This window comes from Pseudomonas azerbaijanoccidentalis, assembly GCF_019145495.1.
GTDB lineage: Bacteria > Pseudomonadota > Gammaproteobacteria > Pseudomonadales > Pseudomonadaceae > Aquipseudomonas > Aquipseudomonas azerbaijanoccidentalis.
The window spans coordinates 671,739-686,372 of record NZ_JAHSTU010000001.1; the positions used below are offsets into that span (position 1 = coordinate 671,739).

Genomic DNA, 14,634 nt, shown 5'->3' on the forward strand with positions numbered 1-14,634 from the left:
TGATGAAACTCAATATACAAAACCTCAACCGCCTCGCCCCCGAGGTGGTGCTGCCCGCCTACGCCCTGAGCGACACCCGCCAAGGCATCGCTCACATTGGCGTGGGCGGTTTCCATCGCGCGCATCAGGCCTATTACACCGACGCGTTGATGAACACTGGCGAAGGTCTGGATTGGGCGATTTGCGGCGTCGGCCTGCGCGCTGAAGACCGTCGCGCCCGCGATGACCTCAAAGAACAGGATTACCTGTTCACGCTGTTTGAGTTGGGTGACACCGACGACACGGAAGTCCGGGTCATTGGCGCCATTCGCGACATGCTGCTGGCGGAGGACGGCGCCCAGCCGCTGATAAACAAACTCGCCGATCCACAGATCCGCATCGTCTCGCTGACCATCACCGAAGGCGGCTATTGCATCGACGACAGCAACGGCGAGTTCATGGCGCACCTGCCGCAGATTCAGCACGACCTGGCCAACCCGGACTCACCGAACACTGTTTTCGGTTTTCTCTGCGCGGCACTGGCCAAGCGCCGGGCTGCCGGTACGCCAGCGTTCACCTTGATGTCTTGCGATAACCTGCCGCACAACGGCGCGGTCACCCGCAAAGCGTTGCTGGCTTTTGCGTCATTGCTCGATGGGGGATTGCGCGACTGGATCGACGCCAACGTCAGCTTCCCCAACGCCATGGTCGACCGCATCACGCCGATGACCAGCACTGCGCATCGCCTGCAACTGGCGGACAAACATGGCGTCGACGACGCGTGGCCGGTGGTCTGCGAGCCGTTTGTGCAGTGGGTACTTGAAGACAAGTTCGTCAACGGTCGCCCGGTCTGGGAAAAGGTCGGCGTGCAGTTCACCGACGACGTCACGCCGTATGAAGAGATGAAGATAAAGCTGCTCAACGGCAGTCACCTGGCCCTGACGTATCTCGGCTTTTTGAAGGGTTATCGCTTCGTCCACGAGACCATGAACGACCCGTTGTTCGTGCGCTACATGCGCGCCTACATGGACCTCGACGTGACCCCGCAACTGGCGCCGGTGCCGGGCATTGACCTGACTGACTACAAGAACACGCTGGTGGCGCGTTTCTCCAACCAGGCGATTGCCGATCAACTGGAGCGTGTGTGTTCGGACGGTTCGTCGAAGTTTCCCAAATTCACCATTCCGACCATCAACCGACTGATCGCCGATGGCCAGGAAACCAAACGCGCGGCCCTGGTGGTCGCCGCGTGGGCCTTGTACTTGAAGGGCGTGGACGAGAATGGCGACACCTATTCGATTCCCGACCCACGGGCTGCGTTCTGCCAGGCGCTGGTGGCCGATGATGTATTGATCACCCAGCGCTTGCTGGAGGTTGAGGAGATTTTTGGTACGGCGATTCCGCGCTCGGCGGAGTTTGTCGCGGCGTTTGAGTGGTGCTGCAACAGTTTGCGGGAGGTGGGTGTGACGCGGACATTGGAGCGGGTGCTGGCGTAAGCCATGCGGTGAATCTGCTGCCGTCATCGCGGGCAAGCCCGCTCCCACAAGAATTGCGGTGAACACTGGATTTGTGAACAACGCTGAACCTGTGGGAGCGGGCTTGCCCGCGATGGGTTTCACACTGATCGACCTGATACACCAAGGATCCAGCATGGCAAACCAACAATTATTCCTCGGCATCGACTGCGGCACCCAGGGCACCAAAGCCATCATTCTCGACGCGCTCAGCGGTGAAGTGCTGGGCCTGGGTGCGGCCCCCCACACGATGATCAGCGGTGCCAATGGCCGCCGCGAGCAGGACGCCAGTCAATGGCTGGAGGCTTTTGCCATCGCCACACGCCGTGCCTTGCTGGCGGCCGACGTCGATGGCCAAGCCATTGTCGGCATCGGTGTTTCCGGCCAGCAACACGGCCTGGTCTTGCTCGATGATCAGGGCCAGGTCCTGCGCCCGGCTAAACTCTGGTGCGACACCGAAACCAGTGCCGAGAACGATCGCCTGCTCAAGCACCTGGGAGGCGAAAAGGGTTCGCTGGAGCGTCTCGGCGTGGTCATCGCACCGGGCTACACCGTCTCCAAACTGCTGTGGACCAAGGAACAGCACCCAACGGTTTTCGCCCGTATCGCCCGAATCCTGCTGCCCCATGACTACCTGAACTTCTGGCTCACCGGCCGCAGTTGCAGCGAGTACGGCGATGCTTCGGGCACCGGTTATTTCAACGTGCGCACTCGCCAGTGGGACTTGCAGTTGTTGCGCGACATCGATCCGAGCGGCCGCCTGCAAGCCGCGCTGCCTGAACTGATTGACGCACACGCAGCAGCGGGAACGATCCTGCCGGGTATCGCCGAGCAGTTGGGTATCAATCCCAAGGCGCTGGTTTCCAGCGGTGGCGGTGACAACATGATGGGCGCCATCGGCACCGGCAACATTCAGCCGGGCGCCATCACCATGAGCCTCGGCTCATCCGGCACGGTGTACGCCTATGCCGATCAACCCACCGTCAGCCCGGACGCCTCAGTGGCCACGTTCTGCTCCTCCAGCGGCGGCTGGTTGCCTTTGATCTGCACCATGAACCTGACCAATGCCACCGGCGTTATCCGCGAATTGTTCGACCTGGATATCGAATGCTTCAACGCCCTCGTGGCCCAGGCTTCCATCGGTGCCGAGGGTGTTTGTGTATTGCCGTTTCTCAACGGTGAACGGGTCCCCGCCCTGCCCCATGCCACCGGCAGCGTACTGGGCCTGACCATGACTAACCTGACCCGGGCCAATTTGTGTCGCGCCGTGGTCGAAGGCACCACCTTCGGTTTGCGCTACGGACTGGACCTGTTGCGCCAAAATGGCTTACAAAGCCGCAGCATCTGCTTGATCGGCGGCGGTTCGAAAAGTCCACAGTGGCGGCAAATCGTCGCCGACATCATGAACACCCCCGTGATCTGCACCGAACAAAGCGAAGCCGCGGCCCTCGGGGCGGCGATTCAGGCGGCGTGGTGCAAGTCCTGGGCAAACGGGCACGAGGACAGCCTGGCAGACCTGTGCGAGCGCTGCGTGCAGCTCGACCTGGCCAGTGAAACCTTGCCGATTGCAGAAAACGTAGTCGCCTCGCAGCAGGCCTACGAACGCTATCAACAGCATGTCGCAAACCTTTAAAGAGCGAACAATTATGTATCTGGTGTGTGGCGAAGCGCTGTTCGATTTCTTCAGTGAAAACGATGCCAGCGGCGTGGCTTCAAAAGTGAATTTCAAAGCGATTGCAGGCGGCTCGCCGTTTAACGTCGCAGTAGGTTTGCGTCGTTTGGGCGTCGATGCGGCATTGTTTGCCGGGTTATCGACCGACTACCTCGGCCGGCGCTTGCTGCAAGTTTTGCAGGACGAAGGCGTGCGCACGGACTATCTGCTGGATTTTGCCGCCCCGACCACGCTGGCGATGGTCGCTGTCGGTGCCAATGGCTCGCCGCAGTACAGTTTCCGAGGCGAAGGCTGCGCCGACCGGCAGTTGCAACCGAAGCATTTGCCGGAACTGGGGCGTGAGGTGCGCGGCCTGCACATCGGCTCGTTTTCACTGGTGGTGCAACCGATTGCCGACACCTTGCTGGCGCTGGTGCGCCGGGAAAGCGGCAAACGCCTGATCAGCCTCGATCCGAACGTGCGGCTCAACCCTGAGCCGAACATCGAATTGTGGCGTTCGCGAATTGCCACGCTGGTCGAGCATGCCGACCTGATCAAGGTCAGCGATGAGGATTTGGGCCTGCTGTATCCCGAGCAGGATCCCGCGCAAGTCATCGCTGGCTGGTTGCAGCATCGTTGTCAGTTGGTGTTCCTGACGCGCGGTGGCGAAGGTGCAACAGTGTTCAGTCGCGCTCATGGGTCGTGGTCGGTACCCGCCTGCACGGTAAAAATCGCCGATACCGTGGGGGCTGGCGATACCTTTCAGGCGGCGTTGATTGCCTGGCTGACAGAGCAACAGCTGGACTCGGTTGAAGGATTGCGCGAGTTGAGCCGTGAGCAGATCGAGGCCATGGTGCGGTTTGCGGTTAAGGCGGCGGCGCTGACGTGTAGCAAGACCGGGCCGGATTTGCCTTATCGGCAGCAGTTGGATCTTCACTGAGGCCAAAGGCGTCATCGCGAGCAGGCTCGTTCCTACAAGGGTTCGGTGGGAGCGAGCCTGGCCGCGATGGAATTGTCCCGCCGAACGGTAGTGGCAAAGCGACAGGTGGCGTTCAGGTGGGTTAACCAATGCTTAATCGTGCAGTCCAACAATTACTGGACCGCACGCCCTCAGAGCCCTCTGACGCCCAGTGCGGCAGGTTCGACAATTTGTCGAGCTGACTTCCGTCTGCACTGGAGATTGCCCCATGAACTCGCGCGTATTGCTCGTTTCTACTGCCCTCGCCTGCGCCTCGTTTGCAGGTTTTGTACAGGCTAGCGACAACTCATCGACTCAAGCTGTGCCTTCCTATCACTACGGTATGCCGCTGCACGTAGGCAAAGTGCTCGCCCTGACCGAACCCACGACCATGGATTGCGAGGTGATAACGGCTACGATGAAATACATCGATGAACAATCGGGCAAACCCGCTGAAGTCGCCTACAGGAAACTGTCGGACGCTTGCAGTTATCAAAACTGAAAGGGATGGCCGGGCCTGGATGATTCCAGGCCCTACGCCTGTCGGTGACGCGATGACCGCGGTTTAAAGTGCTTTACCCACCACTTGGCGCTGTTCAACAGCGACGTGGTGAAGTGCAAGGTCGGTGCGCAATTCGGCAATCAGTTCATTGATTTCTCGACAACCATTCAGACGCTGGGCATCTATGCCTGTCTTCAATAGATCAATCTGATCGGTTTCACCGTCTGCATACACTTTTACGGTCATCGAGAGATCAGGCGACAGTGTGCATTGACAACGTTTGGGCAAGAAACTGCTTTCGATGATGTTGCGAAGTTCCAAGGCAGAAAGAAACATGGCGACCCTCTCCTTTGTGAGACTGCCAAACAGCTATCGACGCTGGCTCATGTGAAATCCCGGTCAGCTTGAGAACAGCTACAGCATAAAACATGCCTCGACCGATGCCCGGCTGTTCATCGGTAAATCAAGGATTTATGTAACTGTTCATTTACAGCGGTCATGCATATTGCAAGATGCGCCTGCATTGACCCTGCAATTTGCACTCAGACCGCGCATCTGTGCCATCGCGCAATAAACGGCCCTCATTACGCCGGGACGACGCTGATCGCGGCGCGCTCGGCCACATGGCGCAGGCTGTCGAAGTTGATATTGGCCCCCGAGTCGATAGCCACCAGGGTTTGCCCCCGGACACCGGTGCGAGCCACATACGACTTAATCCCAGCCACGGCGAGTGCCCCTGAAGGCTCGGTGATCGAACGGGTGTCGTCGTAGATGTTCTTGATCGCGGCACACAACTCATCGTTGCTGACCGTCAGTACGTCATCCACACAAAACCGGCACACTTCAAAACCGTAAGCGCCGATCTGGGCCACCGCCACGCCGTCTGCAAATGTCCCGACATTGGGTAGCACCACGCGCTCATCGGCCTGCAAAGCGGCCTGCAAACAGGCGGAATGTTCCGACTCCACACCGATGATGCGCACCTCAGGCCTCAGGTATTTGACGTACGCAGCGATGCCAGCGATCAAGCCGCCACCGCCTACCGGTATAAAGATCGCGTCAAGCGAACCCTGGTGCTGGCGCAGTATTTCCATGGCAACGGTACCTTGCCCGGCGATCACGTCCGGATCGTCGAAGGGCGAAACAAACGTCTTGCCCGTTTGTTCGGCCAATTCGAGCGCATAGGCCAGTGCAAACGGAAAGCTCTCGCCATGCAACACTGCCTCGGCGCCACGACTGCGCACCCCCAGCACTTTCAATTCCGGCGTGCTAGCGGGCATGACAATCGTCGCGCTGATACCTAACTCCCGTGCTGCCAACGCCACACCCTGAGCATGATTGCCCGCAGAAGCGGTGATCACACCCTGCGCCTTTTGCTCATCGCTCAGTTGCACCAGTTTGTTGTAGGCGCCACGGATCTTGAAGGAAAAGGTCGGTTGCAAGTCCTCGCGTTTTAACAGAATGCGATTGGCCAAAGCTTCGGACAACGCCGGTGCCGCCTGCAACGGCGTGCGCACGGCCAGTTCATAGACCGGGGCTGCGAGGATTTTTTTGACGTAATGCTCAAGCAGGGTTTGCTGGGCGGGCGTATGGGTCATGATCGTCTCCTGACATTGATCAGAGCCCCGAGACAGAAAATGAAAACCCGCCTCTAGGGCGGGTTGGGTGCTGCAGTCGTGAGCTAGCCCGCCAAATGAGGAATGGCGGTAATAATGCTTGGCTGGCAACGCGATACAGTAAAAGTCATGACTGAAAATTAGCCGGGCGCGCGAGGCAAGTCAATGGCAAATTCAGGATTGCCACGCTAGGCTGGCGATCCTGCTTATCGTCCCAAGGAAGGACCCCATGAAGTCTGTCGCCCTGCCCCTGATCGCCCTGCTCGCCTTCGCCAGCTACACCGTTTCAGTCATGCTTCAAGCTGAACAGTCTTTGATTGATTTCGGCATCAGCCTGATGTCACGCCCGGATACCGCGCAAGTGGTCATCGATCTTTACCTGCTGGCGACGCTTGCCGGTATCTGGATGTACCAGGATGCGCGCAAGCGTGGGTGGTCGGCGTTGGCGGTTGTGCCTTATTTGTTGCTGACAGCGGTTTTTGTGTCGATTGGGCCGTTGTTGTATCTGGTGGTGCGGGGGCTTCAGGAGCGCAAACGCTCAGTTGAGGCGACGCAACGGATCTGATCCGCAAAGGGTGGGGTTTTTGAAATAGCTATCGCGAGCAGGCTCACTCCCACAGTGGTTCTACGGTGTAAAAAATCACTTCGCCAAACGCTTGAGCCCCACCACCATCGCCCCCGCTCCCAGCATCATCGCGCTCAAGAACAAGGGATACGAGATCCACCACGGTGTGCCGGCGGTCATCATGCTGAACTCGGACATGCCACCAATGCTGGCGATCAGGTTCAGCGGCAGGAACACCACATTGATCAGCGTCAGTTTGCGCAGCAGGTTATTCATGCTGTTGTTCATCAGGTTGCCCCGGGCGTCGATCAGCCCGGAGAACACCGTCGAGTAAATTTCCGCCTGTTTGTAACACTGGTTGTTTTCGATGATCAGGTCGTCGATCAGGCCGATGGCGTGGGCGCCGAAGTGTTCCTTTTCCGCGTGATTGCGCAACCGGGTGAGCACCGCACCATTGCTATGGATCGCGTTGATGTAATAGATCAGGCTTTCGCTGAGGTTGAACATCTGGATCAGGTGCTGGTTCTGCATCGACGCATTGAATTTCTGTTGCAACTCCCGGGCGACCAACTTGATGACTTTGAGGTGACCCAGGTAGTGGTGGATGTTGTTGAACAGCAGGTCGAGCAATACGTCCAGTGGCGTATTCAGCGCCTGGCGTTTGCCCAGCCCGCCCAGCGGCGCGTCATCCGTGGCAATCACCAGAAGCCGGTCCGGACTGAACAGCAAGCCACAGGATGACACCTCGAACGCCAGGCTACTGGCACCGGAGTAGTTTTCCGGGCGTTTCCAGATCAGGAACAAATTGTCGGGATGAAACTCGATGCGCGACACCTCGTCCGGGTCCAGCGCTGAAGCCAACGCGTGCTCATCGAGTTTGAAATGGCTGTGCAGCAAGTCGCGCTCAGCCGCGTCGGGATTGCTGAACAGCATGACGGCCGCGTCCAGCTGTTCAACGGCGTGCAACGCGCCGTGGGTCAACTCAAAGCTTTTGATCATCGTCCGCTCACCAGGCCTGGCCGCGACGTTTCAGTTCCAGGCGACGCACGAACTCTTCGAGCACCAGCGAATACAAATCGTCCTGCAAATAGGCATCTTCGATACCGGCGTCCATGTTCGGGTTGTCGTTGACCTCGATCACCACGACTTTGTCCCCGGATTGCTTAAGGTCGACGCCATAGAGACCATCGCCGATCAAGTTGGCCGTTTTCACTGCCAGTTCCACCACCGCTCGCGGCACTTCGTGCACCGCCAGCGTGCGGCATTCACCATTGATGTCCTGGCCCTTGGCCTTGTGGTTGTAGATTTGCCAGTGGCCCTTGGACATGAAGTACTGGCAAGCAAAGATCGGCTTGCGATTGAGTACCCCGATGCGCCAGTCGTATTCGGTGTAGAAGAACTCCTGCGCCAGCAACAGCACTGAATGATCGAACAGCTCGGCGGTGGCTTCGAGTAACGCTTGCTGGTTTTCGACCTTGATCACGCCGCGGGAGAAACAACCGTCGGGAATCTTCAGCACCAGCGGGAACCCCAGGCGTTCGCCTACCCGCTCGAAATCTTCCGGTCGTTCCTTGTAAAGAATTTCGGTGGCGGGCATGCCCAATTGATGACTCTTGAGCAGATCGGTCAGGTACACCTTGTTGGTACAACGCAGAATCGACGCCGGGTCGTCCATCACCACCAGCCCTTCACTCTCGGCTTTCTTGGCGAAACGGTACGTGTGGTTGTCGACGCTGGTGGTCTCGCGGATCAACAAACCATCGTATTCGGCAATCCGCGAGTAGTCCTTGCGCTCGATCAGTTCGACATCGATGCCCAGCGTCCTGCCAACCCGGACGAAGTTGTCCAGCGCCTTGGCATTGGACGGCGGCAAGGCTTCTTGCGGATCGTGCAGGATGGCCAGGTCGTATCGGGCCAATCGGCGGGATCGCGGCATGCGCCAGATCTTGCGACTGAAGTTGTCGAGCGAATGGGCAAATTGATCTTCCTGATCTTCACGCAACTTATGCAGCGCACCTGACTTGATGCCTTCGATGTGCCACCCGTTAGTTCGACGAAACTCAACTAACAGAATCGGACAGGCAAACACTTCAAATAGCTGCCGCGCTAAATCCTGCAAGGGTTCTATATTGGTCTTGCCAAAATAAAGCGTCAGGGTAAACCCTTCGGTATCGCTGTAAGCGTGATGGCTGAGGGCTTTTTCCAGCGTTTTATCCAAGTCGTCCAACGCCAGGCCATACAGGGATTTGCGTGTCAGTTCGCTGATGGTCCGCACTGACGGAATGACTTTGTGCCCACGAGCTTCAGCCAGCAGCGAGCAGTAATAGCCGTGCCCCAGGTACTTGTAGCTGCGGCACAGGTTGATGACCTGCACCCGCTTGCCCTGTTCGTTGTCGCGGGTTTGCTCCAGGTATTCCTGAGCCGTGACGATGTCCTCGCTGGGAAAGTAAGAGGCCCAGTCTTCCTTGCGCTCGACGATGATAATCAACTGGCTGGAAGTTCTGCCTGCCTCATTTGAAACAGAGCCACTTAAATAAGTTGCAGAAGTTATTGCCGCCGGCAAAGTTTGCTCGGATACTTCGCGCCAATGACCTTGTACCGCTGACATAGAGTTTGATCCGTGGGTGAACAAGACCTTTCCTATTAAGCACGAAGTTTTACGGAAGTCCCGTTTCGTTACGCAACTTTTACGGCGGTCATATGAATACGTTTTTTCGTTTGGCGGTATTGGAAGATTTACCCGCGTTACTGCAACTGGAGGAGCAATGCTTCACCACCGATCGACTCAACAGTCGCAGCTTTCAATGGATGATCACCCGCGCCCACGGGAAACTGTTGGTGGCCCAATACGATGAGCAGCTGATGGGTTACGCCGTGGTGCTGTTCCATAGGGGGACGTCGCTGGCCCGTTTGTATTCGATCGCCATCGCTGCTCAAGCCCGGGGCACTGGTTTGGGCAAGCAGTTACTTGATCGAATAGAAGCCTGTGCTCTAGAGCACGATTGCGCGTATTTGCGGCTGGAGGTGCGTCTCGACAATCCGGCGGCGATTGCCCTGTATGAGCGTAATGGCTACCGGCGCTTCGCTCTGATTCACGACTATTACCAAGACCATGCCGATGCGCTGCGCCTGGAAAAACGCATCCTTCAGCACCGCGAATCGCGAAGTATCCAAGTGCCTTACTACCCGCAGACCACTGAATTTACTTGCGGTCCGGCCTGCCTGCTGATGGCCATGGGTGCGCTCCAACGGAATCGATTGCTGGAGCGCCGCGAAGAACTGCAAATCTGGCGCGAGGCGACGACCGTATTCATGACCTCCGGCCACGGCGGTTGCAGTCCTCAAGGCCTGGCGTTGGCTGCCGCTCGGCGTGGGTTTCGAGTGCGCCTGCAACTGAGCATGACCGGCCCATTGTTCCTCGACGGTGTGCGCAACGAGCATAAAAAAGACGTAATGCGCCTGGTGCATGAAGAGTTCACGGCCCAGCTAATTGCCAGTGCCGTGGAGCGTGAAGTCGGCGGGCCATTGAATCTGCCACAGTTGTTGGAAAATGGTGGGCAGCCTTTGGTGCTGATCAGCAGCTATCGCCTGACCCGCTCGAAATCACCACACTGGGTGATCGTTACCGATTGCGACGAAGAGTTTGTCTACCTGCACGATCCCGATGTGGACCACAGTCAGCATCGCCAACCCATGGACTGCCAGCATGTGCCGGTCAGCCATGGGGAGTTCGAAAAAATGTGCAGTTTTGGCCGGGACAAACTCAGGGCGGCAGTCATCCTGTTTGCCCAACCCTGAACGCTCCCCGGTGTAGGGGTTTGAGGTGAGTTGTTATTTGAGGCCCACCTTGTACAAGCTGCCGTCCGCTTCGTCGGTCAGCACATACAGGTAGCCGTCCGGCCCCTGTCGCACGTCGCGGATGCGCTTGTTGAGTTCACCCAGCAAGCGCTCTTCGTGGACCACCTTATCGCCATCGAACTGCAAGCGGATCAGTTCCTGAGTCACCAGCGCGCCGATGAACACATTGTGCTGCCATGGCTTGAAGCGGTCGCTGTCGTAGAATGCCATGCCACTCAATCCCGGGGATTTTTCCCAGAAGTGTCGCGGATCGACGGTGCCTTCAGCGGTTTTGCCCTGGGCTTCCGGGATGGGCTGGCCGGAGTAGTTGATGCCATGGGTCGCCAGAGGCCATCCGTAGTTTTTGCCACGCTCGATGACGTTCAACTCGTCACCACCGCGAGGGCCGTGTTCGTTTTCCCACAGGGTGCCGGTCCAGGGATTGAGCGCCGCCCCTTGCGGGTTGCGCACGCCGTAGGACCAGATCTCGGGACGGACACCGGCCTGGCCGACAAAAGGGTTATCGTCCGGTATTTTGCCGTCAGGATAGATTCGTACGACCTTGCCCTGCAGTTTGTCGAGGTCTTGTGCGGTGGGCCGGTCGTTGTTTTCTCCCAAGGTGATGAACAGATAGCCGTCACGGTCGAACACCAGCCGCGAACCAAAATGGTTGCCAACGGAGAGCTTCGGCTCCTGACGGAAAATCACCGTAAAGTCCTTGAGGCTCGTCAGGTCATCGGACAGCCGCCCGCGCCCGACCGCCGTGCCGGCCTTGTCACCCTGACCGCCACCCTCGGCGTAAGACAGGTAGATCAAGCGGTCTTGCTTGAAGTCGGGTGACAACACCACATCGAGCAAACCGCCCTGCCCCTTGGCCCAGACCTTGGGCACGCCACTGATCGGTGCCGACAGCTTGCCATCGGTGCCGACCAGCCGCAGGTTGCCGGGCCGTTCAGTCACCAGCATGCCTTGTCGGTCGGGCAGAAACGCCACGGACCACGGATGCTCCAGCCCCTTGGCAATCGTCGTGACTTCAAGGGTGCCTTGTTCGCTTTTCATGGCCTGAGTGGACGCGGCCAAGGCAGGCAGTGTGGCGGTCAATAACGTACTGGCACAGACAACGGTCAGAAGGGTTTTACGCAACATGCACGATTCCTTTTGTCATGAGAATGGTGGGCAGACCGCAGAGGTCTGCCGTTCAACGAGTCTGGCTGCCCGAGCTCCGGGCAGGTGGGTTGGGAATGAATTTGGGCGGACTGGCAGGTGCCGCCGGCGTCTGCGGAGAGCGATTGCCGATGCCACCGTTGTCGAGGGTCGGCGGACGCGGCACGGGCACAGTGTTCGGCCCGCGAATGGCCGGAGCGCTTGGCTGAGTGCCTTGCATGCTATTGGGGTTGGCCCGGCGAATCGGACTGTTGTATGGGTTGTTGTTGCCGCTGTTCGGCAGATTCTGCGCCACCACCAATGGTGCATGGGGCGATGGGGCTTGCGCCTGGGCCAACGGGCCGAGAAAGCCGCCCAAGGCCAGCAGGATGAAGCCAGGAATGCTTCTGTTCATGGGTTGCCTCTGGACGCTCGCGTGTAAGGACTTCGATAGCACGCTACGCCCCGGGTTCGGATTTGTTAATCAAAACCTCCACGGCAAGATGTAACACGAAGTTGATCCCCCGAACGGCGCTGGCCACAGCTGACTGAAACTTTTACCCAAGGCCACCGGTCACCTGATCATCACTGGCGAGAAGACGACCATGGCAAGGGCAATCTGGAAAGGCGCAATCAGTTTCGGGTTGGTCCACATACCTGTGGCACTGGTCTCGGCAACCTCATCCCAAGGGGTGGACTTCGACTGGCTCGACAGCCGCACCATGGACCCGGTGGGTTACAAGCGCGTCAACAAGGTCACCGGCAAGGAAGTGAACAAAGAACATATCGTCAAAGGTGTCGCTTACGAAAAAGGTCGGTATGTGGTGCTCAGCGAGGAAGAAATCCGCTCGGCGCACCCGCTGTCGACCCAGACCATCGATATTTTCGCCTTTGTCGACGGCGAGCAGATTCCGCTGCAAAACATCGATACCCCCTACTACCTGGCGCCGGACAAACGCGGCGGCAAGGTCTACGCATTACTGCGCGAAACCCTCACCAAAACCAAAAAGGTCGCCTTGGCGCGCGTGGTGCTGCATACCCGCCAGTACCTTGCGGCATTGATGCCTCTGGATTCTGCACTGGTCTTGGTGAAACTGCGCTGGCCGGCGGAAGTTCGCAGCCTGGATGAGCTGGCATTGGGGCCAGACGTCACCAAGGCCGAGCTGGCCAAAGGTGAACTGGACATGGCCAAGCGCCTGGTCGATGACATGAGCGCCGAGTGGACGCCGGAGGATTATCGCGACGGTTTCGAAGAGAAGATCATGGCGCTGGTGGACAAGAAGGCCCATGAAGGCAAGATCGAGGATGTGGAAACGGACACCGGGGAAGAGACCCGTAAGACTGCGGATGTGATTGATTTGACCGAATTGCTCAAACGCAGCCTTGGAGGTAAAAGCGCGGCCAAGGCGCCTGCGAAAACCAAGTCGGCGAGTAAACCGGCTGCGCGGAAAAAAGTCAGTAAGTGATGTCCCGGAGTACCGGCCTCATCGCGGGCAAACCCGCTCCCACAGTGGTTGTAGAGAGGCAAAAATCTCAATCACACCCTGGAACTCTGTGGGAGCGGGCTTGCCCGCGATGGCGTCGGCTTGGCAAAAGAATGAATCACACCAGAACAAAAATCGCCAGCAACCCACCGAAGAACGCCCACTTCTGCAAGTAATAGAGCTTGCGATTACGCTTCTTCAGTTCCTTGGCACGCAAACGAATCTTGTAGATCTTGCCGAACAAACGGTTGATGCCACCGGTCTTGTCACCCGCCTCGTTCGGCGCGCCTGCAGCCGACATCACATTGCGGCTGAACCAGCCGTTGAACGCCGCCGCCCAGCGATACTTCATGGGGCGCTCGACGTCGCAGAACAGAATGATACGGTTCTGCTGCGTGGTGTTTTCAGCGTAATGAATGAAGGTCTCGTCGAACATCACCGCTTCGCCATCACGCCAGTGGTAGTTCTCGCCGTCGACGTTGATGTAGCAGCCGGCGTCATTCGGCGTTTCCAGGCCCAGGTGATACCGGTAGGAACCGGCATACGGGTCGCGGTGACGAACCAGCTTGGAGCCCGGCGGCAGCTCGGCGAACATGGCGGCCTTGATCGAGCCGATGCTCTGCACCAGCTCGGTGGTGCGCGGGCACAGCTTCATCGCGGAGGGGTGACTGTCGCCGTACCACTTGAGATAGAAACGCTTCCAGCCAGTCTTGAAGAACGAGTTGAAACCCACGTCGTCGTATTGGTTGGAGCGCTTGATCTCGCCAGCCCGCAACAGGTTCTGGCCTTCGGCGCGAATTTCTTCCCAATGGGTCTGCAATGGGCTCAGGTCAGGAAAGTCCGCTGGATCGAGGTAAGGTTTGTTGGGGATTTTCGAGAACAGGTAAAGGAAGCAATTGATCGGCGCCAGAAACGTCGAGTGATCGCTTAATTGGCGACCCAACTTGTGGCGCACGCGACCACGCAAATGGACGTACGCGATGGATACAACGTAGACAGCGGCAATGATCAGTTTCACGGAAATCGTCACACGTCAGAAGTGAACAAACTGCGCCCCCTGCCAGCCATCGGCTCTCGGGTCTTGTGCAGCGTCTGATTACGAAACAACACGCCCGGTGGCCCTATTTCGAGCAGGGCTGTACGTCGGCCAGGGTGAGAGATGGCATTTTAGCCACACTTTGTAACCAATAGTTAACCTATAACAGTGAAAATATGTGCACAGATTCGGCCAAAGCGACGCTGCGACCTCATTGCCCTATCGTTTAGAGAGCCAGACCAGTACAATCGCCGCCAAACTTTACGCGCCACTTCGTTGATGACGGAAAAAACCCCGTGTCAGCGCACTTTGACTCGGGTCAAGCGCGGTCCAGCCGCCACCCTGGCTA

General features: G+C 58.1%; 13 protein-coding genes and 1 pseudogene. 7 read left to right on the plus strand and 7 right to left on the minus strand.

All coding sequences use genetic code 11. The annotated features are described in order from the left end of the window. Positions 1–2: 2 nt before the first annotated feature. From KVG88_RS02825 to KVG88_RS02840, 4 genes are all read left to right on the plus strand, one after another. Positions 3–1,475, plus strand: coding sequence for a mannitol dehydrogenase family protein (locus KVG88_RS02825; RefSeq protein WP_217870264.1), 1,473 nt, complete (start codon positions 3–5; stop codon positions 1,473–1,475). A 154-nt stretch (positions 1,476–1,629) separates the two neighbouring features. Beyond that, positions 1,630–3,126 carry a xylulokinase gene (xylB, locus tag KVG88_RS02830; protein WP_217870265.1) on the plus strand — a complete coding sequence of 499 codons (1,497 nt, stop codon included), beginning with the start codon at positions 1,630–1,632 and terminating at the stop codon, positions 3,124–3,126. Between the two features lie 13 nt (positions 3,127–3,139). After that, positions 3,140–4,084, plus strand: a complete 945-nt coding sequence (locus KVG88_RS02835) for a carbohydrate kinase family protein (protein WP_217870266.1) — start codon at positions 3,140–3,142, stop codon at positions 4,082–4,084. A gap of 247 nt (positions 4,085–4,331) precedes the next feature. Continuing rightward, a complete protein-coding gene (locus KVG88_RS02840; RefSeq protein WP_150700497.1) occupies positions 4,332–4,604 on the plus strand; it encodes a DUF2790 domain-containing protein in 273 nt (90 codons plus the stop codon). Positions 4,605–4,667: 63 nt separating this feature from the next. On the opposite strand, the gene KVG88_RS02845 is transcribed toward KVG88_RS02840, so the two are convergent. Both KVG88_RS02845 and ilvA read right to left on the minus strand, forming a co-directional pair. Then, on the minus strand, positions 4,668–4,940 hold the full coding sequence (locus tag KVG88_RS02845) for a DUF1652 domain-containing protein (RefSeq protein WP_150700498.1): 273 nt from the start codon (positions 4,938–4,940) through the stop codon (positions 4,668–4,670). Between the two features lie 266 nt (positions 4,941–5,206). Then, positions 5,207–6,202: pseudogene (gene ilvA / locus KVG88_RS02850) on the minus strand (threonine ammonia-lyase, biosynthetic); the annotation flags it as partial. A 247-nt stretch (positions 6,203–6,449) separates the two neighbouring features. Between ilvA and KVG88_RS02855 the strand changes: the two are divergent. After that, complete coding sequence (locus KVG88_RS02855) at positions 6,450–6,785, plus strand: DUF2834 domain-containing protein (protein ID WP_217870268.1); 336 nt, start codon at positions 6,450–6,452, stop codon at positions 6,783–6,785. A gap of 75 nt (positions 6,786–6,860) precedes the next feature. On the opposite strand, the gene KVG88_RS02860 is transcribed toward KVG88_RS02855, so the two are convergent. Together KVG88_RS02860 and KVG88_RS02865 are read right to left on the minus strand one after the other, a co-directional pair. Then, the gene (locus KVG88_RS02860) at positions 6,861–7,784 is read right to left on the minus strand and encodes a magnesium transporter CorA family protein (protein WP_217870269.1); all 924 of its coding nucleotides are present in this window, start codon (positions 7,782–7,784) and stop codon (positions 6,861–6,863) included. A 7-nt stretch (positions 7,785–7,791) separates the two neighbouring features. Further along, positions 7,792–9,393 carry a RimK family ATP-grasp domain-containing protein gene (locus tag KVG88_RS02865; protein ID WP_225933840.1) on the minus strand — a complete coding sequence of 534 codons (1,602 nt, stop codon included), beginning with the start codon at positions 9,391–9,393 and terminating at the stop codon, positions 7,792–7,794. A gap of 92 nt (positions 9,394–9,485) precedes the next feature. Here KVG88_RS02865 and rimI point away from each other — a divergent pair, with 92 nt between their 5' ends. Beyond that, a complete protein-coding gene (gene rimI / locus KVG88_RS02870; RefSeq protein ID WP_217870270.1) occupies positions 9,486–10,583 on the plus strand; it encodes a ribosomal protein S18-alanine N-acetyltransferase in 1,098 nt (365 codons plus the stop codon). Positions 10,584–10,616: 33 nt separating this feature from the next. On the opposite strand, the gene KVG88_RS02875 is transcribed toward rimI, so the two are convergent. Then, positions 10,617–11,768, minus strand: coding sequence for a PQQ-dependent sugar dehydrogenase (locus KVG88_RS02875; protein ID WP_217870271.1), 1,152 nt, complete (start codon positions 11,766–11,768; stop codon positions 10,617–10,619). Between the two features lie 52 nt (positions 11,769–11,820). After that, the gene (locus KVG88_RS02880) at positions 11,821–12,180 is read right to left on the minus strand and encodes a hypothetical protein (RefSeq protein ID WP_217870272.1); all 360 of its coding nucleotides are present in this window, start codon (positions 12,178–12,180) and stop codon (positions 11,821–11,823) included. A gap of 190 nt (positions 12,181–12,370) precedes the next feature. On the opposite strand from KVG88_RS02880, the gene ku reads away from it, so the two are divergent. Continuing rightward, positions 12,371–13,231 (plus strand): non-homologous end joining protein Ku, encoded by an 861-nt coding sequence (gene ku, locus KVG88_RS02885; protein WP_217870273.1) that lies wholly within the window; start codon positions 12,371–12,373, stop codon positions 13,229–13,231. A 136-nt stretch (positions 13,232–13,367) separates the two neighbouring features. Here ku and lpxO read toward each other — a convergent pair whose 3' ends face one another. Further along, positions 13,368–14,267 (minus strand): lipid A hydroxylase LpxO, encoded by a 900-nt coding sequence (gene lpxO / locus KVG88_RS02890; protein WP_150700507.1) that lies wholly within the window; start codon positions 14,265–14,267, stop codon positions 13,368–13,370. Between the last annotated feature and the right edge of the window lie 367 nt (positions 14,268–14,634).

Bases quoted from the DNA above. Each gene is read 5' to 3' on its own strand.
- KVG88_RS02840 (WP_150700497.1), top strand. From the start codon at position 4,332: ATGAACTCGCGCGTATTGCTCGTTTCTACTGCCCTCGCCTGCGCCTCG.
- KVG88_RS02875 (WP_217870271.1), bottom strand. From the start codon at position 11,768: ATGTTGCGTAAAACCCTTCTGACCGTTGTCTGTGCCAGTACGTTATTG.
- xylB (WP_217870265.1), top strand. From the start codon at position 1,630: ATGGCAAACCAACAATTATTCCTCGGCATCGACTGCGGCACCCAGGGC.
- KVG88_RS02865 (WP_225933840.1), bottom strand. From the start codon at position 9,393: ATGTCAGCGGTACAAGGTCATTGGCGCGAAGTATCCGAGCAAACTTTG.
- KVG88_RS02845 (WP_150700498.1), bottom strand. From the start codon at position 4,940: ATGTTTCTTTCTGCCTTGGAACTTCGCAACATCATCGAAAGCAGTTTC.
- KVG88_RS02835 (WP_217870266.1), top strand. From the start codon at position 3,140: ATGTATCTGGTGTGTGGCGAAGCGCTGTTCGATTTCTTCAGTGAAAAC.
- rimI (WP_217870270.1), top strand. From the start codon at position 9,486: ATGAATACGTTTTTTCGTTTGGCGGTATTGGAAGATTTACCCGCGTTA.
- KVG88_RS02855 (WP_217870268.1), top strand. From the start codon at position 6,450: ATGAAGTCTGTCGCCCTGCCCCTGATCGCCCTGCTCGCCTTCGCCAGC.
- ku (WP_217870273.1), top strand. From the start codon at position 12,371: ATGGCAAGGGCAATCTGGAAAGGCGCAATCAGTTTCGGGTTGGTCCAC.
- KVG88_RS02825 (WP_217870264.1), top strand. From the start codon at position 3: ATGAAACTCAATATACAAAACCTCAACCGCCTCGCCCCCGAGGTGGTG.
- KVG88_RS02880 (WP_217870272.1), bottom strand. From the start codon at position 12,180: ATGAACAGAAGCATTCCTGGCTTCATCCTGCTGGCCTTGGGCGGCTTT.
- KVG88_RS02860 (WP_217870269.1), bottom strand. From the start codon at position 7,784: ATGATCAAAAGCTTTGAGTTGACCCACGGCGCGTTGCACGCCGTTGAA.